The sequence below is a fragment of the Parvibaculum sp. genome (assembly GCF_002684405.1).
Lineage (GTDB): Bacteria > Pseudomonadota > Alphaproteobacteria > Parvibaculales > Parvibaculaceae > Parvibaculum.
The window spans coordinates 22,682-42,392 of the sequence record NZ_NYVD01000145.1; the positions used below are offsets into that span (position 1 = coordinate 22,682).

The 19,711-nt window shown below is 63.6% G+C and carries 23 protein-coding genes; 12 read left to right on the forward strand and 11 right to left on the reverse strand.

What is annotated here, in order from left to right:
• Positions 1-33 precede the first annotated feature (33 nt).
• Genes CMI59_RS13610 through CMI59_RS13620 form a run of 3 tightly spaced genes read left to right on the forward strand, consistent with a single transcriptional unit; the run spans position 34 to position 2,451 of the window.
• Complete coding sequence (locus CMI59_RS13610) at positions 34-498, forward strand: OmpA family protein (RefSeq protein ID WP_293328780.1); 465 nt, start codon at positions 34-36, stop codon at positions 496-498.
• Between the two features lie 11 nt (positions 499-509).
• A complete protein-coding gene (locus CMI59_RS13615; RefSeq protein WP_293328781.1) occupies positions 510-1,424 on the forward strand; it encodes a flagellar motor protein MotA in 915 nt (304 codons plus the stop codon).
• A gap of 4 nt (positions 1,425-1,428) precedes the next feature.
• Entirely contained in the window at positions 1,429-2,451 is a 1,023-nt protein-coding gene (locus tag CMI59_RS13620) for a peptidoglycan -binding protein (RefSeq protein ID WP_293328782.1), read from the forward strand.
• Between the two features lie 120 nt (positions 2,452-2,571).
• On the opposite strand, the gene CMI59_RS13625 is transcribed toward CMI59_RS13620, so the two are convergent.
• Together CMI59_RS13625 and CMI59_RS13630 are read right to left on the reverse strand one after the other, a co-directional pair.
• Positions 2,572-3,675, reverse strand: coding sequence for an SMP-30/gluconolactonase/LRE family protein (locus CMI59_RS13625; RefSeq protein WP_293328783.1), 1,104 nt, complete (start codon positions 3,673-3,675; stop codon positions 2,572-2,574).
• A gap of 38 nt (positions 3,676-3,713) precedes the next feature.
• Positions 3,714-5,555: an ABC transporter transmembrane domain-containing protein gene (locus CMI59_RS13630; RefSeq protein WP_293328784.1), complete on the reverse strand. Its 1,842-nt coding sequence runs from the start codon at positions 5,553-5,555 to the stop codon at positions 3,714-3,716.
• A gap of 313 nt (positions 5,556-5,868) precedes the next feature.
• Here CMI59_RS13630 and rpmE point away from each other — a divergent pair, with 313 nt between their 5' ends.
• Positions 5,869-6,087, forward strand: a complete 219-nt coding sequence (rpmE, locus tag CMI59_RS13635) for a 50S ribosomal protein L31 (protein WP_167090499.1) — start codon at positions 5,869-5,871, stop codon at positions 6,085-6,087.
• Between the two features lie 87 nt (positions 6,088-6,174).
• Here rpmE and CMI59_RS13640 read toward each other — a convergent pair whose 3' ends face one another.
• Positions 6,175-6,729: a DUF1465 family protein gene (locus CMI59_RS13640; RefSeq protein ID WP_293328785.1), complete on the reverse strand. Its 555-nt coding sequence runs from the start codon at positions 6,727-6,729 to the stop codon at positions 6,175-6,177.
• Positions 6,730-7,131: 402 nt separating this feature from the next.
• Positions 7,132-7,329 (reverse strand): DUF1192 domain-containing protein, encoded by a 198-nt coding sequence (locus tag CMI59_RS13645; protein ID WP_293328786.1) that lies wholly within the window; start codon positions 7,327-7,329, stop codon positions 7,132-7,134.
• A gap of 141 nt (positions 7,330-7,470) precedes the next feature.
• Here CMI59_RS13645 and CMI59_RS13650 point away from each other — a divergent pair, with 141 nt between their 5' ends.
• Positions 7,471-8,475, forward strand: a complete 1,005-nt coding sequence (locus CMI59_RS13650) for an NAD(P)H-quinone oxidoreductase (protein ID WP_293328787.1) — start codon at positions 7,471-7,473, stop codon at positions 8,473-8,475.
• A 124-nt stretch (positions 8,476-8,599) separates the two neighbouring features.
• Positions 8,600-9,364: a cell cycle transcriptional regulator TrcR gene (locus CMI59_RS13655; RefSeq protein WP_293328788.1), complete on the forward strand. Its 765-nt coding sequence runs from the start codon at positions 8,600-8,602 to the stop codon at positions 9,362-9,364.
• 144 nt (positions 9,365-9,508) lie between these two features.
• On the opposite strand, the gene CMI59_RS13660 is transcribed toward CMI59_RS13655, so the two are convergent.
• A complete protein-coding gene (locus tag CMI59_RS13660) occupies positions 9,509-10,351 on the reverse strand; it encodes a glucose 1-dehydrogenase (protein ID WP_293328789.1) in 843 nt (280 codons plus the stop codon).
• Between the two features lie 39 nt (positions 10,352-10,390).
• Positions 10,391-12,292 (reverse strand): propionyl-CoA synthetase, encoded by a 1,902-nt coding sequence (locus CMI59_RS13665; RefSeq protein ID WP_293328790.1) that lies wholly within the window; start codon positions 12,290-12,292, stop codon positions 10,391-10,393.
• A gap of 131 nt (positions 12,293-12,423) precedes the next feature.
• On the opposite strand from CMI59_RS13665, the gene CMI59_RS13670 reads away from it, so the two are divergent.
• A complete protein-coding gene (locus CMI59_RS13670; RefSeq protein ID WP_293328791.1) occupies positions 12,424-13,182 on the forward strand; it encodes a sulfite exporter TauE/SafE family protein in 759 nt (252 codons plus the stop codon).
• 92 nt (positions 13,183-13,274) lie between these two features.
• Here CMI59_RS13670 and CMI59_RS13675 read toward each other — a convergent pair whose 3' ends face one another.
• On the reverse strand, positions 13,275-13,451 hold the full coding sequence (locus CMI59_RS13675) for a DUF465 domain-containing protein (protein WP_293328792.1): 177 nt from the start codon (positions 13,449-13,451) through the stop codon (positions 13,275-13,277).
• A gap of 200 nt (positions 13,452-13,651) precedes the next feature.
• On the opposite strand from CMI59_RS13675, the gene CMI59_RS13680 reads away from it, so the two are divergent.
• A complete protein-coding gene (locus CMI59_RS13680) occupies positions 13,652-14,251 on the forward strand; it encodes a UbiX family flavin prenyltransferase (protein WP_293328822.1) in 600 nt (199 codons plus the stop codon).
• Positions 14,252-14,255: 4 nt separating this feature from the next.
• Here CMI59_RS13680 and CMI59_RS13685 read toward each other — a convergent pair whose 3' ends face one another.
• The gene (locus CMI59_RS13685) at positions 14,256-14,762 is read right to left on the reverse strand and encodes a TIGR02444 family protein (protein WP_293328793.1); all 507 of its coding nucleotides are present in this window, start codon (positions 14,760-14,762) and stop codon (positions 14,256-14,258) included.
• 113 nt (positions 14,763-14,875) lie between these two features.
• Between CMI59_RS13685 and CMI59_RS13690 the strand changes: the two genes are divergently transcribed.
• On the forward strand, positions 14,876-15,082 hold the full coding sequence (locus tag CMI59_RS13690; RefSeq protein WP_293328794.1) for a DUF465 domain-containing protein: 207 nt from the start codon (positions 14,876-14,878) through the stop codon (positions 15,080-15,082).
• Positions 15,083-15,103: 21 nt separating this feature from the next.
• On the opposite strand, the gene CMI59_RS13695 is transcribed toward CMI59_RS13690, so the two are convergent.
• Positions 15,104-15,748: a GGDEF domain-containing protein gene (locus CMI59_RS13695; protein ID WP_293328795.1), complete on the reverse strand. Its 645-nt coding sequence runs from the start codon at positions 15,746-15,748 to the stop codon at positions 15,104-15,106.
• A 282-nt stretch (positions 15,749-16,030) separates the two neighbouring features.
• On the opposite strand from CMI59_RS13695, the gene purE reads away from it, so the two are divergent.
• The 3 genes from purE to CMI59_RS13710 all read left to right on the forward strand — a co-directional run bounded on the left by purE (position 16,031) and on the right by CMI59_RS13710 (position 18,403).
• Positions 16,031-16,546: a 5-(carboxyamino)imidazole ribonucleotide mutase gene (gene purE / locus CMI59_RS13700; protein WP_293328796.1), complete on the forward strand. Its 516-nt coding sequence runs from the start codon at positions 16,031-16,033 to the stop codon at positions 16,544-16,546.
• Positions 16,547-16,549: 3 nt separating this feature from the next.
• On the forward strand, positions 16,550-17,692 hold the full coding sequence (locus CMI59_RS13705) for a 5-(carboxyamino)imidazole ribonucleotide synthase (RefSeq protein ID WP_293328797.1): 1,143 nt from the start codon (positions 16,550-16,552) through the stop codon (positions 17,690-17,692).
• Between the two features lie 147 nt (positions 17,693-17,839).
• Positions 17,840-18,403 carry a PAS domain-containing protein gene (locus tag CMI59_RS13710; protein WP_293328823.1) on the forward strand — a complete coding sequence of 188 codons (564 nt, stop codon included), beginning with the start codon at positions 17,840-17,842 and terminating at the stop codon, positions 18,401-18,403.
• Between the two features lie 15 nt (positions 18,404-18,418).
• On the opposite strand, the gene CMI59_RS13715 is transcribed toward CMI59_RS13710, so the two are convergent.
• Both CMI59_RS13715 and def read right to left on the reverse strand, forming a co-directional pair.
• Complete coding sequence (locus tag CMI59_RS13715) at positions 18,419-19,081, reverse strand: COQ9 family protein (RefSeq protein WP_293328798.1); 663 nt, start codon at positions 19,079-19,081, stop codon at positions 18,419-18,421.
• On the reverse strand, positions 19,074-19,652 hold the full coding sequence (def, locus tag CMI59_RS13720) for a peptide deformylase (RefSeq protein ID WP_293328799.1): 579 nt from the start codon (positions 19,650-19,652) through the stop codon (positions 19,074-19,076). The genes CMI59_RS13715 and def overlap by 8 nt, the downstream gene beginning before the upstream one ends.
• Positions 19,653-19,711: the final 59 nt, after the last annotated feature.

The window sequence follows — 19,711 nt, forward strand, 5'->3', positions numbered from 1 at the left end:
CGCGCTAGACTTCTTCCCATGAGACGGGTGGTCGTGAATGACTTCGGGTATGGCGGACGAGGAAGCAAGGCGATGCTTTGCCTGCTTGCGGGCCTGTGCCTCGCCCTTGGCGCAAATACCGCGCGCGCCGCCTCGGTCGATATGACCGCCATCTCCGCTCAGGGCGAAAAGCCCCTTCCGCCGCCTTCGCCTGTTCTTGCCCGCATCCCCTTTGCCGAGGGCGACGCGACCGTCTCGAAGAGCGCGGAAGAACAGATCATCGCCTTCGCACATGATTTCCGGAAGAAGAGCGGCCGGCTGATGATCGTCGCCTATGCGGGGCCCCCGAACGGCCAGAGCCTCGACGCGCGCCGCATCTCGCTCAGGCGCGCGCGCAAGGTGCGCGGCCTTCTCGTCCGCGAAGGAATTGTGAAGGAACGCATCCTTGTGCGGGCGCTCGGAGGCGTGGAGGATAGCGGCCCGACCGACCGCGTCGATATCGATTACGCAGGCAGATAGCAGGAACGGACATGGCGAAAAGAGATGGTGGCGGTTTCGAACTGTCCAAACCCGGCCCCTACCTGACACGAATGCTGCTCTTTCTCGTGCTGGCGGGTTTCCTCGTCGTGATCCTCGCGCCGCAGATCGAGACGGCCTTCATGTCCAATCCGGGCCTGAACGGCCTGATCCTCGGCGTTCTCGCCATCGGCATTCTCTATGCGTTCCGGCAGGTGATGAGCCTCACCGACGAAGTGCGCTGGGTGAACGAGTTCCGCCGCAGCGATCCGGGTCTTGCGATTTCCTCCGCGCCGAAGCTCCTCGCCCCGATGGCGACCATGCTGGGCGAGCGCAAGGGCCGCATGACGCTCAACACCTCGTCCATGCGCTCCATTCTGGATTCGCTGGGCTCGCGCCTCGAAGAACAGCGCGAAATCTCGCGCTACATGATCGGCCTGCTCGTCTTTCTGGGCCTGCTCGGCACCTTTTGGGGCCTGCTGACCACCGTCACCTCGGTCGCGGGCACCATCGGCAGCCTGAGCGTGGAATCCGCCGACCCCGCCGCCGTCTTCACCAATCTGAAGGCAGGGCTCGAAGGCCCGCTGCAGGGCATGGGCACGGCGTTCTCCTCCTCTCTCTTCGGTCTGTCCGGATCGCTGGTGCTCGGCTTTCTCGACCTTCAGGCGGGCCAGGCGCAGAACCGCTTCTACAACGAACTGGAAGAATGGCTCTCCACCGTGACCAGCATCGCCCATGACGGCGAACTGGCCGGCGCAGGCGCGACGGAACGCCTTGAGGCCATCGAAAAGCTTCTGGAACAGGACGGCCACCCCTCCGCGCAGGCGCTGATGGCGCTGGCCGGACAGGTCACGGCGCTCACCGATCAGATGCGCAAGGAGCAGGCGCTTCTGGAAGAGCTGACGAAAAAACTCGGCAAGACGGACTGAGCGCATGGCCATCGGCTCCAGAAAGATCCGGGGACGCGCCCCGAGCACCGACTACTGGCCCGGCTTCGTCGACGCCATGTCGAGCCTGTTGCTCGTCCTTATCTTCCTGCTGACGATCTTCATGATCACGCAGTTCTTCCTGACCCAGATCGTCTCCAACAAGGATTCCGCGCTCGACTATCTGAAGAGCCAGATTGCCGAACTGACGAGCCAGCTCGCCGTGTCGAAGCGCGAGAAAGCCGATCTGCAATCGACCATCGCCTCCTTGCAGGCATCGCTCTCCGCCGCCAATGACGAGAAAAACCGCCTTTCCGGCATGCTCTCCGATGCAAAAGGCTCCGGCGACAAGGTGTCCGCGCTGCAGGACAGGCTCGACAAGCAGAAACAGATTTCCGACGACGCGCTCCAGCAGGTCGCCCTGCTGAACGAGCAGATCGCCGCCATGCGCCACCAGCTTGCCCAGCTTCAGGCATCGCTCGACGCGGCGGAGAAAAAGGACGAGGAATCCCAGGCCCAGATTGCCAATCTCGGCAAACGCCTCAATGCCGCGCTCGCCCAGAAAGTGCAGGAACTGGCCCGCTACCGGTCGGACTTCTTCGGCCGTTTGCGCAAAATTCTGGGCGACCGAAAGGACATTGAGGTCGTGGGCGACCGCTTCGTCATGCAGTCGGAAATCTTCTTCGATTCAGGCTCCGCCGATCTGAGCCCGGAAGGAAACCGCGAGCTGACGCAGATCGCCGACGCGGTGAAGCAGATCGCAAAGGACATCCCCGCAGACATCCCCTGGGTGCTGCGCGTGGACGGCCACACCGATGCCAATCCGATCAACACGCCGGAGTTTCCGTCCAACTGGGAACTCTCCACCGCCCGCGCGCTGAAAGTGGTTCACCTGCTGGAAAACGAAGGCGTCCCGCCCAAACGGCTCGTCGCCGCCGGCTTCGGCGAATACCAGCCGCTGGTGAAAGGCACCTCGCCCGAAGCCAACCGGCGCAACCGCCGCATCGAGTTCAAGCTGACGGAGCGGTGAGACAACCCTCTCCTTCCGTCACCCCGGACTTGATCCGGGGTCCATGTCGAACTCTCGGTACAGACAGAACGGCATCATGGATTCCGGGGCGAGCCCGGAATGACGATGATTTATGCCCCGTCAATACGACTTGATTTCCGTGCTCTGCTTGCAGGCCAGAATCTTCGGCTCGAACACCGCGCCGATGAGCATCTGGTCCTTGTAGCCGGCCGCGACCGACAGACCGGAAATCTGTTCGCCCTTGTTGAGATAGATCGTTCCCGCCTTGCCGCCGCCTTCGCTGGCGGGTTCGACGCGCACCACCTGTCCCGGCGACAGCGCCTTGGGGTCTCCGGCATGCTCCATGAACATGACGAGATCGGGATGCGACCCGATGAGCAGCGTCCCGTCCGGCAGCACGTCGATATTGTCCGTGCCCGTCCCGAGCCGGGCGAAATCGAACGCCTCCAGCACCCCGCTTTGCGGATCGCGCTTATAGACATGGAGCGCCGCTTCCATGGTCGTCGCCACATAGATCCGCGACCCGTCCGGGCTCACATTGATACCGTTGGGATAGCCCAGCGTGTCTGCGGCGACGCGCATTTCGCTGCCGTCGTAATAGACGATATTGCCGTTCCGCAGCAGCAGGAAGTCGTCCACCATCTTGCCCGTCGGCGAAGACGTTCCGTGATCGTTGGTCGCGTAGAAGCTGTCGGGGCCCACCGCCACCACATCATTGGGCGACACGATAAGCGAGCTGCGCACGGTCTGCGCAAGCGTCAGCTGGTTGTCGTCGCCGATGTCGTAGATGAGGATTTCGCCGGCCCCGTTCGCCGGATGATTGACGACGAAGAGCCGCCGCGTCCCCGTCGCGTCTTCGTAAAGCGATATGCCATGGGGGCGGAAACTTTCAGGCTCGCGCGGCGTGACGGGACTGAGCCCCCAATCCTTGCGCGGCCCCTTGAGGTCGATGAGGTAGATCCCGCCTCGCACGGCATCGCTCCCCTCGCCGCCCGCCATGACGGCCCGCCTGTCATAAGCGGAAACGAAGGCCACGCCACGTTGCCGGTCCACCACGATGTCTTCCGGCCCCGGCACGGAGCGGATTTCATGGCAATCGGCGGCCACTTCCGTCTGAACCTCGGTGAAATAGCCCGCGGCCGACAGAAAACGCCAGGTCAGCACGCTGCCGGCAAACACCACCGCGAATACGGCCAGGCCCGAATACACCAGCCATCTGGGCATCCGCCCCTCCCCTGTTGGTCTTGTTATCTGTTTCGTCTCTATTGAGCGGCCGCTTCGGCCTGCAGCGCCTCGACGGATCCACCTGCAAATTGCAGCTTGGCGAGCCTCCCGTAAAGCCCGCCATTGGACACGAGCTCCGCATGGGTGCCCGTTTCGACCACCCGGCCGTTCTCCATGACGATAATCCGGTCGGCCTTGAGCACGGTGGCGAGCCTGTGCGCGATGACCAGCGTCGTGCGGTTCTGCATCAGCTCTTCAAGGGCGGCCTGCACCAGATGCTCGCTTTCGCTGTCGAGCGCGCTCGTCGCCTCGTCGAGCAGCAGTACCGGCGCGTCGCGCAGGATGGCGCGCGCAATGGCGATGCGCTGGCGCTGCCCGCCGGACAGCGTCACGCCCCGCTCGCCCACATGGGTGTCGTACCCCTGGGGCAGCGCTTCGGCAAACTCGGCGATGCGGGCCGCCTCCGCCGCCGCGCGCACTTCCGCATCGCTCGCCTCCGGGCGGCCATAGCGGATGTTCTCGGCAACCGACGCGCCGAACATCACCGTGTCCTGCGGCACCACGGCCAGATGCTTGCGCACTTCCTCCGGGTCGGCCTCCGCCAGATCGATGCCGTCCAGCATCACCTTGCCCGATTGCGGGTCGTAGAAACGCAGCAGGAGCTGGAAGACCGTGCTCTTGCCCGCACCGGACGGCCCCACCAGCGCCACCGTCTCGCCCGGCGTCACATCGAGCGAAAACTCGTGCAATGCCGAAAAGTCGGGCCGCGTCGGATAGGAAAAGGTGACCTTGTCGAAGCCAATGGCGCCCGCCACACGGCTCGGCAACGCCCTGGGGTTGGCCGGCGCCTGAATTTCCGGTTCCACATGCAGCAGTTCCACCAGCCGCTCCGTCGCGCCGGCCGCCATCTGCATGTCGCCCCAGACTTCCGAGAGCGAGGCGAGCGAGGTCGCCGCGAAAAGCGCATAGAGGATGAATTCGGCGAGATTGCCGCCCGTCATCGTCCCCGCCAGCACGGCCTTCGCGCCAAGCCAGAGCACCACCACCACACTCGACATGCCGACGAAAAAGATCAGCGCCGTCAGCACGGCCCGCGCCGTGATGCGCCCGCGCGCGGCATTGAAGGTGCGCTCCACCGTCTCGGTGAACCGCTCGATCTCGATCTTTTCATGCGTGAAAGCCTGCACGGTCTGTACCGCATTGAGGCTTTCGCTTCCGAAGGCGCTCGAATCCGCCAGCCGGTCCTGGCTATCGCGCGAAAGCCGCCTGACCCAGCGCCCCAGCAGGATGAGGGGCAACATGATCGCGGGGATCGCGAAGAGCACATAAAGCGACAGCTTGGGGCTCGTATAGGCCATCATCGACACGGCGCCGATGAAAAGGAAGAGATTGCGCAGCGCGACCGAGGCCGACGATCCCACCACCTGCTTGATAAGCGTCGTATCGGCGGTGAGCCGCGACAGCACCTCGCCCGTTCGCGTCATCTCGAAAAAGGCGGGCGACAGGCGCAGCACATGCGCATAGACGGCGCTGCGGATATCGGCGACCACGCGCTCGCCAAGCCAGCTCACGAAAAAGAAGCGCGAGGCGGAAGAAACGCCAAGCACCAGAGCCACCCCGATCAGGGCCAGGAAATACTGGTCGATCAGCGACGCATCCTCGGCATTGAAGCCGTGATCGATGATACGGCCCGTGGCCAACGGAAAGGCCAGCGTCGCCAGCGTCGCCCCCATCAGGGAGATCAGCGCCATCAGCAGCATGCCCTTGTAGCGCCCCAGAAACGGTCTGAGCTTGCCAATGGGTTTCACGCCACGCGCCGGCGTACGGCGCAGGGCCTCTTCCTCAATGGCTTCGGCGACGGTATTGGCTGACCTGCTCATCGATAGACCTGGAAACTGTTGGCAAAAAGGGCCGGTCCGGGCAAAAGGCTTTGTGGCAAAAGCGGGCCCGCGGCATGTTCCGGTGAGGTTGTATATCAACCCCTTGGACGGCCAACAATCTGGCGGGGCCCGCCCGCGCCGATATGTCCCGCCTGAGGCAATTACAAATGCGTAAGGAAACCGCCGGAAAGACCCGCCAAACCTCTTGCACCGGACGGGTCTCTTCGTTATAAGCCCCCATTCCGGCAGCGCGGGCGATGAGCCGTCGCGCGCCGGCATCCGCGACATTCAGCCCTTCAGGAAGGCGCGAGCCATGAAGAAAGACATTCATCCCGAGTACCACGTCATCAACGTGGCCATGACCGACGGGACCACCTTCCAGACCCGCAGCACCTGGGGCGCGGAAGGCGACACGATGACGCTCGATATCGACCCGACCACCCATCCGGCCTGGACCGGCGGTTCGGCGCAGCTCGTCGACCGTGGCGGTCGCGTGAGCCGCTTCAAGAAGAAGTTCGACTTCATCAAGTAAGGCGGTTCCGCCCGAAAGACACGAAAAAGCCCCGCTTTCCATATGGAAGGCGGGGCTTTCGTTTTGCCTGAAGGATAAAGGCGGCGCTTATTCGGGAACCGGAAAGCGCAGCACATTCTCCTGGAAGAAATCCTCGGCCCGGCGGATCTGCTCGGCCACCGGATTAACGGCCTGCGCCCGCGTATCGACACCGCGCCTCAACTGGTCGTCCAGCCTCTGCACCCGGTCATAAAGCCGCTCGGAGCGCTCGACGAGTTCGAGAAAATCGCCCGGCAGGCCCGGCGTGTCCTTCATGGAGGCCGTATTGGCCAGTTCCTTGGTCGAGAGCCGGTAGCGCTCGTCCTCCGCCTCTTCCGGCGACACCTCGGCGCTCACCACCGCCTTGCGGATCAGGAGCCAGGCGGCCACCTGCATCAGCCTGGTGGTCAGGCGCATGCTCTCCGTCGCATAGGCAAGCGAGGCATGGCGGTTGAGATAGCGCGCCGCATCCCGGCCGTCCCCGTCCAGATAGGCCGAAGTCTGCTCCACGAGCTGCATGCCCTCTTCGTATGTGCGCTCGAAGAGTTCGCGCTGCATGGTCGCCGCGAGCCCTGTGCCGGGCTCTGCGAAAACGATCTCACCGGGGTTTTCATTTCTCGTCATTGCCATCTCCCGCCCTGTCGGGTGGTCCATCTCGAAACAATCTGACGAACAGGCATCAAGAGCCATGCCAGCGCAGGCTGTGCCGCAACGGGTCATACACAGGGGGATGTGACGAAAATCTAGCCGGAAAAGCCGCCCCGACAAAGATACCGGGACAAATTTTACAATGCTGAGACAAAAAAGAGCCGCGGCGAACCGCGGCTCAGTTAAAACAGGGAGGCGTCAAACAGAGTGGATAGGAGCCACTCAAAATCCAGATGGCTGGATTTACGCAAGGTCACCCTAGCAACCTCTTACTAACAGAAGCTTACCCTTGTAGCAATTTGCCGCAAGGGCGGCAGTCAGATAATTGTCACAGAACAGCCGAATTAATCTTTTTATTTCAACAGGTTGCGTGACTGCCTACTTTTTGAACAGCGCTTCGGCTTCCGACCGGCTCCCCCGCTTGCTATCCAGAAAATTGCGCACACGGTCTATTTCACCTTCCAGCGCAGTGATTCGGTCCTGAAGCTCCTCGATGCCGAGAAGGCTCAGATCCTCGCTCAGAAATGCGCTCAGCGAGGCGGCCCGCCGACGGCGAGGTTCATTGTCGTCATCCATCGTTTCGTCCTCTCATTTCCGGACGTGTCACGTCTCCCGCCCAGTGTGGGAGCGCCGGTCTTGACCTGCAAGCCGGCCGCAAGGATTGTCCTGTATCCGAACTCCCAAGCCCCCCAACCAAGCCCCTTTGAGGAACGCCCCATGTCCAACGCCCTGCCCGCCCGGATGACCGCCATCGCCATCGACGAACCCGGCGGCCCCGACGTGCTGGTGCCGGTGGAGATCGACCGCCCCGAGCCGGGACATGGCGAGATCCTGATCCGGGTCGGCGCGGCGGGGGTCAACCGGCCGGACGTCTTTCAGCGCCTGGGCCTCTACCCGGCGCCGCCCGGCGCGCCGGAAACGCCCGGCCTGGAAGTCGCCGGCGAAATCGTCGGCATGGGGCCCGGCGTCACCAACTGGCGCCTGGGCGACAGGGTTTGCGCGCTGGTGGGCGGCGGCGGCTATGCCGAATATTGCCTCGCCCATGAAAGCCACGCCCTGCCGGTGCCCTCAGGCCTCAGCCTGACCGAGGCCGCGGCCCTGCCTGAAACCTTTTTCACCGTCTGGACCAATGTCTTCGAGCGCGGCGCGCTGAAGGCGGGCGAAACCTTTCTCGTCCATGGCGGCACCAGCGGCATCGGCACGACGGCAATCCAGCTCGCCTCGCTGATGGGCGCCCGCGCCTTTGCCACCGCCGGCTCGCCCGAAAAATGCGAGGCCTGCCTGAAGCTCGGCGCGGAAGCGGCCATCGACTACAAAACCCAGGATTTCGTGGAAGAAACCAAATCCCTCACCAAGGGCCGCGGCGTGGACGTGATCCTCGACATGGTGGGCGGGGACTATATTCCCCGTAACATCAAGGCCGCCGCGCAGGACGGCCGGATCGTCTCCATCGCCTTTCTGAACGGCTCCACGGCGGAGGTGAACTTCATGCCGATCATGCTGAAACGGCTGACGCTGACGGGTTCCACGCTGCGGGCCCGGGGAATTGAGGAAAAAGCAGGCATCGCCGCGGCGCTCCGGGAAAAAGTCTGGCCGCTGCTGGAGGCGGGCCGGGTAAAACCGGTCATCGACGCCACTTTCCCGCTCCAGGACGCCGCAAAGGCCCATGAACGCATGGAATCCAGCGCCCATATCGGCAAGCTCGTCCTCACTTTGGAGTGACGGAGCCCGGATCGGGCTTTCATTGAGAGCCGTTTGAAATTATATAAGCGGCATACCCACTCAATTCTCGATCAGGAGAAAAGGGGTCATCCGGCTGAAACCCGGGTGAACCAGAGGAGATGATATGACCCAGCCGCTTATGCCGAAGGCGACCGCCGTCTGGCTCGTCGAAAATACCGCGCTGACTTTCGACCAGATTGCGGAATATTGCGGCCTGCATGTGCTTGAAGTGAAGGGCATCGCCGATGGCGACGTTGCCGCGGGCATCAAGGGGATGGACCCTGTGGCCGCCGGCCAGCTCTCCCGCGCCGAGATCGAGCGCTGCCAGAACGATTCCGACGCTCGTCTCAAATCCTCCGAAAGCAAGCACAAGCTGCCGCCGGTCGTCGCTCGCAAAGGCCCGCGCTATACGCCCGTCTCGCGCCGTCAGGATCGCCCCGACGCGATTGCCTGGCTGCTGCGCTACCATCCGGAACTTTCCGATGCGCAGGTCGGCAAGCTTGTCGGCACGACCAAGCCGACCATTCAGAGCGTGCGCGACCGCAGCCACTGGAACTCGGCCAACATCAAGCCGGTCGATCCGGTGACGCTGGGCCTGTGCTCGCAGATCGAACTCGATGAGGCGGTCCAGAAGGCCGCCAAGAAGCTGGAGCGCGAACGCAAGAAGCTCGGCCTCAGCGAGGACGACACCACGCTTCTGCCGACCAGCGAGACCGCCGGCCGTCCGGCCGACCCCTATCCGGCCGAACTGGAAGCCGCCGCCGGCGAACCGCCCGTCCCCGCTGCGCAGGAAGAGGAAAAGGAAAGGGAATACGATCCCGATTCCGTTTTCGCCAAGCTCAAGGATGTGACGACCGGCGACGACGAAGACGAGAACAAAGACCAGTAGGCGCGCCTTCCTTCTCTCGAATGAACCCGACAATTGCATCATGGCCCGGCTTGTCCGGGCCATCGACGTTTTGGCGGCGCGTGAAGACGTGGATGCCCCGCATAAAGCGGGGCATGACGCGCGAGCGAGAGAGAAGCTGCCTATCTATTCCGGACCCGGATTTTTCTTGCCGGTCAGGGCGTCGGCCTTCGACGTTCCCTGCATCGTGTAATTCAGCGCAAGACGCCCGCCATCGGCGTAGATCGTCTGCCCCGTCACATAGCTCGCACCCGACGATGCGAGGAAAACGGCAACCGACGCCACCTCGTCCGGCTGGCCGATGCGGCCCAGCGGCGTGCGCGACAGAATGACGTCCTTGGCCCGCTTGTCGTCGTTCACGCCGGTCAGCATGTCGGTCTGAATGCTGCCCGGTCCGATGGCATTGACGCGGATGCCATGGGGCGCGAGCGAGATCGCCATGGTTTCGGTGAGTTGTTTGATCCCGCCCTTGGATGCCGCATAGGCCGCCTGGCTCGGAATGGCCACGATCGCATTCACCGACGACATGTTGATGATGGAGCCCGGCTCGCCGCCTTCCTCCACCTGCGCCACCATTTGCTGCGCAACCGCCTGGCCGACCAGAAACGCGCCTTTGAGATTGGTTCGGATGACCTTGTCGAAACTCTCTTCGTCCAGCGTCAGGAAGTCTCCGCCCAGCGCGATACCGGCATTGCTGACCAGGATGTCGACCCGGCCCCATGTGTCGGTCGTGGCGCAGACCATGTTGCGCACATCCAGCCGCTCGCCCACATCGCAATAGGCGAAAGCCGCTTCGCCGCCCCGGCCGACGATTTCGGCAGCCGCCGCTTCGCCTTCCTCTTCGTCGATGTCGGCGATCATCACCTTCGCGCCCTGATCGGCGAATGTCCGCGCGATGGCCTTGCCGATCCCGCGCGCACCGCCCGTCACGATCGCAACCTTGTCCTGAAGAATGTCGGTCGCCGTCATGGCTCGCCCCCGCCTCGCTGTTTCGCCGGCTCAGCCGGTCTATTTCAACCCGGCATCGCCAAGCACTGTGGCGATCTCGTCCAGGATCGCCGGATCGTCGATGGTCGCGGGCATGGCCCAGTCCTGACCGTCCGCGATCTTGCGCATCGTGCCGCGCAGCACCTTGCCCGAACGCGTCTTGGGCAGGCGCTGGACCACCATAGCCTTTTTGAAGGACGCCACCGCGCCGATACGGTCGCGAATGATGGCGACGGCTTCCTTTTCGATGTCCCCGGCGGGCCGGTCGACGCCCGAATTGAGCACGAGGAATCCCACCGGCACCTGCCCCTTGGTCGCATCGGCAATGCCGATCACGGCGCATTCGGCGACATCGGGCAGTTCCGCCAGAACTTCTTCCATCCCGCCGGTGGAAAGCCTGTGGCCTGCGACATTGATGATGTCGTCGGTGCGGCTCATCACGAAGAGATACCCGTCCTCGTCCAGATAGCCTGCATCCGCCGTCTTGTAATAGCCGGGATAATCCACGAGATAGGCTTCGCGGAAGCCGTCGTCGTTTTCCCACAAGGTCGGCAGGCAGCCCGGCGGCAGCGGCAGCTTCACCACGATGGCGCCCGTCGTGTTGGGCGACACCTGCTTGTTCGCCTCGTCCACCACATGAATTTCATAGCCCGGCATGGCGACGCTGGGCGAACCGTATTTGACGGGCAGTTTTTCGAGCCCGACCGGATTGGCGGCGATGGGCCAGCCCGTTTCCGTCTGCCACCAATGGTCGATCACCGGCACATTGAGCATACGTTCCGCCCACTGAATGGTGTCGGGGTCCGCTCGCTCGCCCGCCAGGAACAGCGTATCGAGCGAGGAGAGATCGTATTTGCCGATGAACTCGCCCTTCGGGTCTTCCTTCTTGATCGCGCGGAAGGCGGTCGGCGCGGTGAAGAGCGCCTTCACGCCATGGTCGGCAATGACGCGCCAGAAGGTGCCCGCATCCGGCGTGCCCACGGGCTTGCCCTCGAAGAGGATGGTGGTGGCGCCATGCAGCAGCGGCGCATAGACGATATAGGAATGGCCGACCACCCAGCCGACATCGGACGCCGCCCAGAACACATCGCCCGGATCGACGCCATAGATGTTTTTCATCGTCCATTTGAGCGCGACCATGTGCCCGCCATTGTCGCGCACCACGCCCTTGGGCTTGCCGGTCGTGCCGGAGGTATAGAGCACATAAAGCGGATCGGTCGCGTCGAGCGCCACGCAGTCGGGCTTGTTGCCCGCGGCGGCGGCCTCGTCCATCTCCGCCTTCCAGTCGAAGTCGCGGCCCTCGACCAGGGAGGCCTCTTCCATTTCGCGCTGGAAGACGATGCAGGCCTCGGGCTTGTGGGAAGCCATCTCGATGGCGCGGTCGAGCAGCGGCTTGTAGGCGATGACGCGGCCCGGCTCGAGCCCGCAGGAGGCGGACACGATGAGCTTGGGCTTGGCATCGTCGATGCGCGTCGCCAGCTCCTTGGCCGCGAAGCCGCCGAACACGACCGAGTGGATCGCCCCGAGGCGGGCACAGGCGAGCATCGCCACCGCGGCCTGCGGCACCATGGGCATATAGACGATCACCCGGTCGCCCTTGCCGACACCCTTGCTCTTGAGAACGCCCGCGAAAGTCGCGACCTTGTCCGTCAGCTCCGCATAGGTGAATTTCTTGACCTTGCCCATCATCGCTGAGTCGTAGATGAGCGCGAGACGGTCGCCATGCCCCGCCTCTACGTGACGGTCGAGCGCATTCCAGCAGGTGTTGCAGCTTGCCCCGGCAAACCAGTCGGCCAGCCCGCCGTCGCGCATCTCGCGGACCTTGTCGACGGGCGTGAACCAGTCGATCTCGCCCGCGGCATCGCGCCAGAATCCTTCCGGATCCGCCTGCCAGTTACGATAGGTTTCGGCATAGCTGCTCATTGGGACACCTCCCGACAAAATGGGCCTTTACGGCGCTCGTTACGGTCGAAAGGAGCCTATACCGGCACGGCGGCAATCAAAAGTGCGCCTATTGGCTGCACCGGCCGCCAAATCCCGCTAGAACAGCGGCCATGATTACCGATCCCTGGTTTTACGCAGCCGCCATCCCCGCCATGCTGATCGTCGGTCTCTCCAAGGGAGGGTTCGCAGGCGGCCTTGGCATTCTGGGCGTACCGCTCATGTCGCTCGCCGTGCCGCCGCTGCAGGCGGCGGGCATCATGCTGCCTATTCTCTGCGCGATGGACGTGATCGGCATCTGGGCCTATCGCCACAGCTTCGACCGGCACAATCTGAAAATCCTCGTGCCCGGCGCCGCGCTCGGCATTCTCGTTGCCGCGCTCACGGCGCGCTATCTGTCGGAAGCCGTCATCCTGCTGCTGGTCGGCGGCATCGCGGTCATCTTCGCGCTCGACCACTGGATCGGCCGGCGCGCCGCGCAAGCGCCCAAACCGCCCCATGCGGTGAAGGGCTCGGTCTGGGGCGGCATAGGCGGCTTCACCAGTTTCATCGCCCATGCCGGCGGCCCGCCCTTTCAGGTCTATATGCTGCCGCAGAAGCTCGACAAGAAGCTCTATGTCGGCACCAGCGTCTTCTTCTTCTGGCTGGTGAACCTCATCAAGCTGCCGCCCTATGCCTATCTGGGCGAGCTTTCCGTCGGCAATCTGGAAACGTCCGCGATCCTGCTGCCGCTGGCACCCATCGGCATGCTGCTGGGTATCAAGGCGCTGCATGTCATCCCGGAAAAGCCGTTCTACCGGCTAGCCTATATCCTGGTGTTTCTGGTGGGGCTGAAGCTGCTCTGGGACGGCGGATCGGCGCTTCTGGCCTGATCCCCCCCGGCGGCCGCCAATATACCGGGGCCCCTAAATACAAAAGCGCCGGGCAATGCCCGGCGCTCCCATCTATCCGTTTGCGCCGACGATCAGGCGGCCGTTTCGGTGCCTAATCGCTCGATTTCCTCTTTCAGCTTGAGTTTTTTCTTCTTGAGTTCCGCGATGTGGAGATCGTCGCTGCTGGAATGAAGCAGCTCGCTGTTGATCTCCTCTTCCAGAGCCTTATGTCGATCACGAAGTTCGGCAATGTGAGAATCCAGTGCCATATTGCGACCTACCTTTCGTTACGCTGGAGGGGACAAAAATTCTGACTCCTTTTGCGACCGCTGTCGAACGGTCCTGTAAAAAAGCTGTGGATTATTCCCGCTGATTCAACGTAAGTAATTGAAATATGAGCAGAAAGCCGAAATCCGGAGAGACGGGCTCCATAACATCCAGCCCGGCGCCGCAAAACCCGCCCCGGCGCATGATCGTCGGCATCTCGGGCGCGTCCGGCGTGACCTACGGGATCCGCCTTCTGCAGATGCTGAATTCGCTCGATGTCGAGCCGCATCTCGTCCTGTCCAGGGCCGCGGAAATGACCATCGGCTATGAGACGTCCTTCAATCCGAAAGACGTCGAAAAACTCGCTCACACCGTCTATCGGCAGGACGATGTGGGCGCGGCCATTTCCTCCGGCTCCTTCAAGACCATGGGCATGGTGGTCGCCCCCTGCTCGGTCCGCTCGATGTCCGAAATCGCGACAGGCGTAACCTCCGGCCTCCTTACCCGGGCGGCCGATGTCGTGCTGAAGGAAAGGCGGAGGCTGGTCCTGATGGTCCGCGAAACGCCGCTTCATACCGGCCATCTGCGCAGCATGACCCAGCTGTCGGAGATGGGCGCCATCATCGCCCCGCCCGTGCCCGCCTTTTACGCCAACCCCGAAAGCGTGGACGATATCGTGACCCAGTCCGCCGCGCGCGTGCTGGATCTTTTCGGTCTGGAAGCCGACGAGACGAAGCGCTGGGGCGAGGACCTGACGGGCGGCAGGCGCAGGCCGGCATCGCGCGGTAAAAAACCTTCCTGACCGCTCACCGCGCCCCGAACGCGGCATCCAGCAGGAGATGGAAAAGCCCTTCGCGCGTCGCGCCCAGCGCCATGCCCTTATCCGCCAGATAGGCCTGAAGATTGTGCAGCGCCGTCCCGCGCGCACCCGCCGCGTCGGAACCGGGCGCGCCCTGCGCACGCAGGGCCGCCTCCAGCGCGTCCTGCATGGCGAATTCAGCATCGAGTTCCAGCGCCTTCACCTTTTCGCGAAGGGCGGCCGCCGCCTCGTCGGGCAACATGGTCTTGAGCCCGCGCCGCGCCCGGCGCAGCGGCTCCACCGCCTCATGCGACCAGCGCCCGGCAATGCGCCCGAAGGTTCCGAACGCCTCCTCGCCAAAGGCCGGATAGCCCTCCGACGCCGCGAACAGGCAAAGCAGAACGAGATTGACCTCCAGCCCGTGCTCGTCCTGCAGCGTCAGCAGGGCATGCTCCACGCCGGGCCGGCCGTAATAGCTCGACGAGAAAGTCCTGAACCGATTTGCCTCGTTCATGGCGTCATGCTCCATTTCCCGTCCGGCCTTTCCGCGAAGCGCGCTTGTTCCCCCATACCATGTAGGGGTATGAAACGGGTTGCACTTGTCGCCCCTCTCGCATGGCTCGCCGCATGACCGAACAGGACGAAGAAGATCTGCGCAACGAACTGGCGCAACTGAAGCTGGAACACCGCGACCTCGATGACGCGATCCTGGCGCTCGAAACGCTGCCCATGCCCGATCAGCTTCAGGTGAAGCGGCTGAAGAAGCGCAAGCTCGTCCTGCGCGACCGCATTCAGGAAATAGACGATATTCTGTTTCCCGATATCATCGCCTGACATATTCAGGCAACGGGACGATCACCGGCCTTTGCCGCCCTCGTCCATCTGCTTCTTGTCGAGATACATCCGCGCATCCGCCCGCGAAAGCGCCGTATCCGGATTATCCTCGCCGCCAAAGGACGTGGCGCCCACGGATACCGATACCGGAATGGCGACGCCTTCATAATTGAAAGGCTCCGCGCCGATCAGCGCCTTCAGCTCACGCGCCTTGGCCTGCGTATTCTTTTCATCCGTATGCGCAAGAAGAACGGCGATCTCGTCGCCACCCAGCCTGCCCATGATGTCGGTGTCCCTGATATGGGCCGCCGTCTGCGAGGCCACGAATTTCAACACACCATCGCCTGCCGCATGGCCATGGAGGTCGTTGATTTCCTTGAAACGGTCGATGTCGAGATAGACGATCCCCGCCGTATCCCCATAGCGTTTGCCCATGGCGACGACGCGGCCGATCTCCCGGACGAAGGCCCGGCGGTTCAGCACAGGGATCAGCGGGTCGTGGTCGGCCAGATGTTCCGCTTCGCGCAGACGCTTCTGTATTTCCGACACGTTGCGGCGAAGCTCTTCCACCTCCTGCATGAGGCCCATCAGGGCATCTCGCACTTTCGGGGTCAGCTCTTCCTCAGGGATACCCAGCACCTGGACGCTGTCTTGCACACGGCGCACCGCAGCCGCCCGCCCGTCGTTGTCCGACGCGGCGGAAGCTGCGCTTCGCGAGCGTGAAGTCGTCGGCCGGGTAGACCCTATGCCGCCCAGTTTCATCGCGGTGCCTCCGAGCCCCTGTGATGGCCTGCTATCCCCTGAAAATGCCACTTCTGATTGCACATTTCCATAATTCCCGGGTGGCAAAACCTCCACGTCGGTCCGAATCTTGTCAAAGACGTCTCCATGCCTATACTCCCCGCCTTTCCGCGCGGCAAATAGCGCCGCCAGCGCAACGGACAGAAAATGGCTGTATCGGGCTCCACAGACAAAGATCCGGCCGAAAGCCCCCTTGTCGGCATCATCATGGGAAGCCAGTCCGACTGGCCGACCATGAAGAACGCCGCCGACATTCTGGAGGCGCTCGGCATCCCTCACGAGGCCCGGATCGTCTCCGCACACCGCACCCCGGACCGCATGTACGACTATGCGCGCACAGCGCGCGACCGCGGTCTCAAGGTCATCATAGCAGGCGCAGGCGGCGCGGCCCATCTGCCCGGCATGACGGCCTCGCTCACGCCGCTGCCGGTTTTCGGCGTGCCTGTGCAAAGCCGCGCGCTGTCGGGCCAGGACAGCCTTCTGTCCATCGTGCAAATGCCCGGCGGCATTCCGGTCGGCACGCTCGCCATCGGCGATGCGGGCGCCAAGAACGCCGCCTTGCTGGCCGCCGCCGTGCTGGCGCTGAACGACGACGCCCTGGCGGCCCGCCTCGACGAATACCGGGCGAAGCAATCGGCCTCCATCGGCGACGCACCGGCCTGAGCCATGAACCGCACCGTCAACGCTTCGACAGGAGAGCCGGTCGCCCCGGGCGGCTGCATCGGCATTCTGGGCGGCGGCCAGCTCGGCCGCATGCTCGCCACCGCCGCCACAGAACTCGGCCTCACCGTGCATGTCTATTGCCCGGACGAGAACTCTCCCGCCTTCGACGTGGCCGCCGAAAAGACGGTCGCCGCCTATGACGATGCGGAAGCCCTTGCCCGCTTCGCCGACAATGTCGATGTGGTGACCTACGAATTCGAGAATGTGCCGGCCGAAACGGTTCGTATCCTGACGGAACACGCGCCCGTGCGCCCCGGCGCGCTGGCGCTGGCGACGGCGCAGGACCGTCTGGCGGAGAAAACCTTCATCGCCGAACAGGGCATCCGCACCGCCCCCTTCCGCGCCGTCGACGATGCGGCGGGCCTTGCTCAGGCCATCGCCGATCTCGGCACGCCCTCCATCCTGAAGACGCGCCGTTTCGGCTATGACGGCAAGGGCCAGACCCGGATCGAGGCGGGCCCCGCGCCACAAGCCGCCCTCGACGAGATCGGCAACGCCCCCGCCATTCTGGAAGGCTTCGTTCCTTTCGAGCGGGAAATCTCCGTCATCGTCGCCCGCGGGCAGGACGGCGCCATCGCCGCCTACGACCCGGTGGAGAACATCCACAAGAACCACATACTGGACCGCAGCTTTGCCCCCGCCACGCTGACGCCCGGGATCGCTGCCGAGGCCATCGAAATCGCCTCGACGTTGGTCCGCGAGCTGGATTATGTGGGCGTGATGGGCGTGGAACTCTTCCTGCTGCCGCCCGATGGCAAGGGCGACAAGGACCGTCTCCTCGTCAATGAAATCGCCCCCCGCGTCCATAATTCCGGTCACTGGACCATGGATGCCTGCCTTGTCGGACAGTTCGAACAGCATGTCCGGGCCATTTGCGGCTGGCCGTTAGGCTCCGCCGCCCGCCATAGCGACGCGGTGATGACCAATCTGATTGGAGAGGATGCCGCCGACTGGACGGCGCTTGCCGCCGACCCGGGCTACGCCATCCACCTCTATGGAAAGGCGGAAATCCGGGCGGGCCGGAAAATGGGACATGTCACCCGGCTTTTCCCGATCGGAGAGCGCCCCGCGGTAACGCCGAATTAACCTCGATTTTTCAATGTGGTTTTTCGGTCCCGGTTCGGGATGCCACTAAAACGCGCAACCCGCGCGACGCTCGCGGGAATGGCGGGGTAACGGGCTATGGAATACGCCCATTTGACGGGCAAAAGAGACGCCGCCTTCCAGGCTTTCATGACGGAGTACGCTCCCTATGAAGCAGGAAGCACCTCGACGCCTTCCTTCGACACCCCGTCTTTTCGGATATTGATGGAGTGCTGGCGCGAAAGCGCCGGGGGAGACATTCTTCCCGAAGGGCGCGAGCTCCAGCTTTCCAAACTGGCTCCCTGGATGCCGGATATGAGCAAATTGACGCTCGAAGGACCGTTCGAAATCCGCTACCGGCTGGTGGGAACGCGCGCCTGCGAACGTCTGGGCATGGACCCGACCGGCAAGAACCTCTACGAGATGATGGACCCGTCCATCCGCGACACCATCGCCAGAAGCTTCGCCGAGACGGTGACGCGCCCCTGCGGCTTTTACGGACGCTACGAGAACGTGAACAAATCGGGACGGCACAGCGCGATCCAGAGCCTCTATCTGCCGCTGAAACCCCTGCCGGACGGGACGCCGAAGGTCATCGGCATGCACGCGCCCGGCGAGATGATCGACTACAAGAGCCCGCCGGAAAGCGCGGCCATTGCGACCGCGATCACTGAATTCACCTGGATCGATCTCGGCTTCGGCACCCCCTATTAGGGAGGGCCCGGCACCTTATCCGCGCGTGCCGGGATAGCGCAGGCGGCCCATCAGCCCGACGGGATCGGGCAGCTTCTCCGCAATCCCGCGCAGGCCGGCCTTGGCCTTTTCGATCCGCATCACATCCTCGATGCGACGGTCGAGAAACGCCCATGTGCTGGAGAAGCCTTCCGTTTCATCGCCCAGCCAGTGCAGCGTCACCGCCGAATAGACGGCGGCCAGAATGGCCCGCTTGGTATAGAAATTGAAATCGGCGGAGGTGTCGCCGACCGCCCGCCAGATGGCATCGACCGTCCGGTAGAGCGAGCGCGGCCCCAGCGCGCCGGCCACGGGCAGCGCGGCATAGCTCACGGCGCGGCGCAGCGCCTCGCGATGATCCGCATCGGCCTCGATCCGGCTGCGCACTGCGAGCGTCACCTTTTCGCGGATCTTCATATTGTCGAGGCCGCGGCCGGCCAGCGTCTCCGCCATGCGGCGGTCGCCATCGGCCAGGAAATAGTCGATGAGATCGTTCACGCCGCCGGGAAAGGCAACGCGCATCGCCTCATGACCGATCCCCGCCTCCTGCGCCGCCTGACGCATCACGGCGGGCGTCCATCCGTCGAACGCCACATGCGGCAGGGCCGCTTTCAATATGGCGGCGCGGTTCTTGTCCTTCGACGTCATCTTTTCAGGCATCCCGTTCGTCCGGCTCCCGTTCCTGCGCCAGGTCCAGCCAGTGCTTCGCCTCGCTCTCGAAAATCAGCTTCGACAGATCGTCCATCCGCTGAGGATAGAGAATACCGTCCAGATGGTCGCATTCATGCTGCACGACACGGGCATGAAACCCCCGCGCCTCGCGCTCGATGGTCTCGCCCCTGGGCGTCACCCCGCGATAGGCGATATGGGTGGATCGCGGCACGAGCCCGCGAAGACCGGGAACCGACAGGCACCCCTCCCAGCCCTCTTCGGTGCCCGGGCTCATGATCTCGATCTCCGGGTTCACCAGCACGGTAAGGGGCGCGGTATGGTCGAACTGCTCTTCTTCATCCACGCCTTCCGGCGCGCGCTCCGGCGGTGCCTGAAAGACGACGATCCGCCAGGGCTCATGCACCTGCGGGGCGGCGAGACCGGCGCCATTGGCGTCGATCATGGTCTCGATCATGTCGCGCACCAGCGTCCGTACCTCCTCGGAGGTCGGATCGGGAACCTTTTCGGCCTTCCGGGCGAGCACCGGATGGCCCATACGGGCGATCTTGCGAATGGCCATGCCGCGAATATGTAAGCTGCGCCCCCTTCCGGCAAGTCGGGCATTTCGACGCTTTTCGT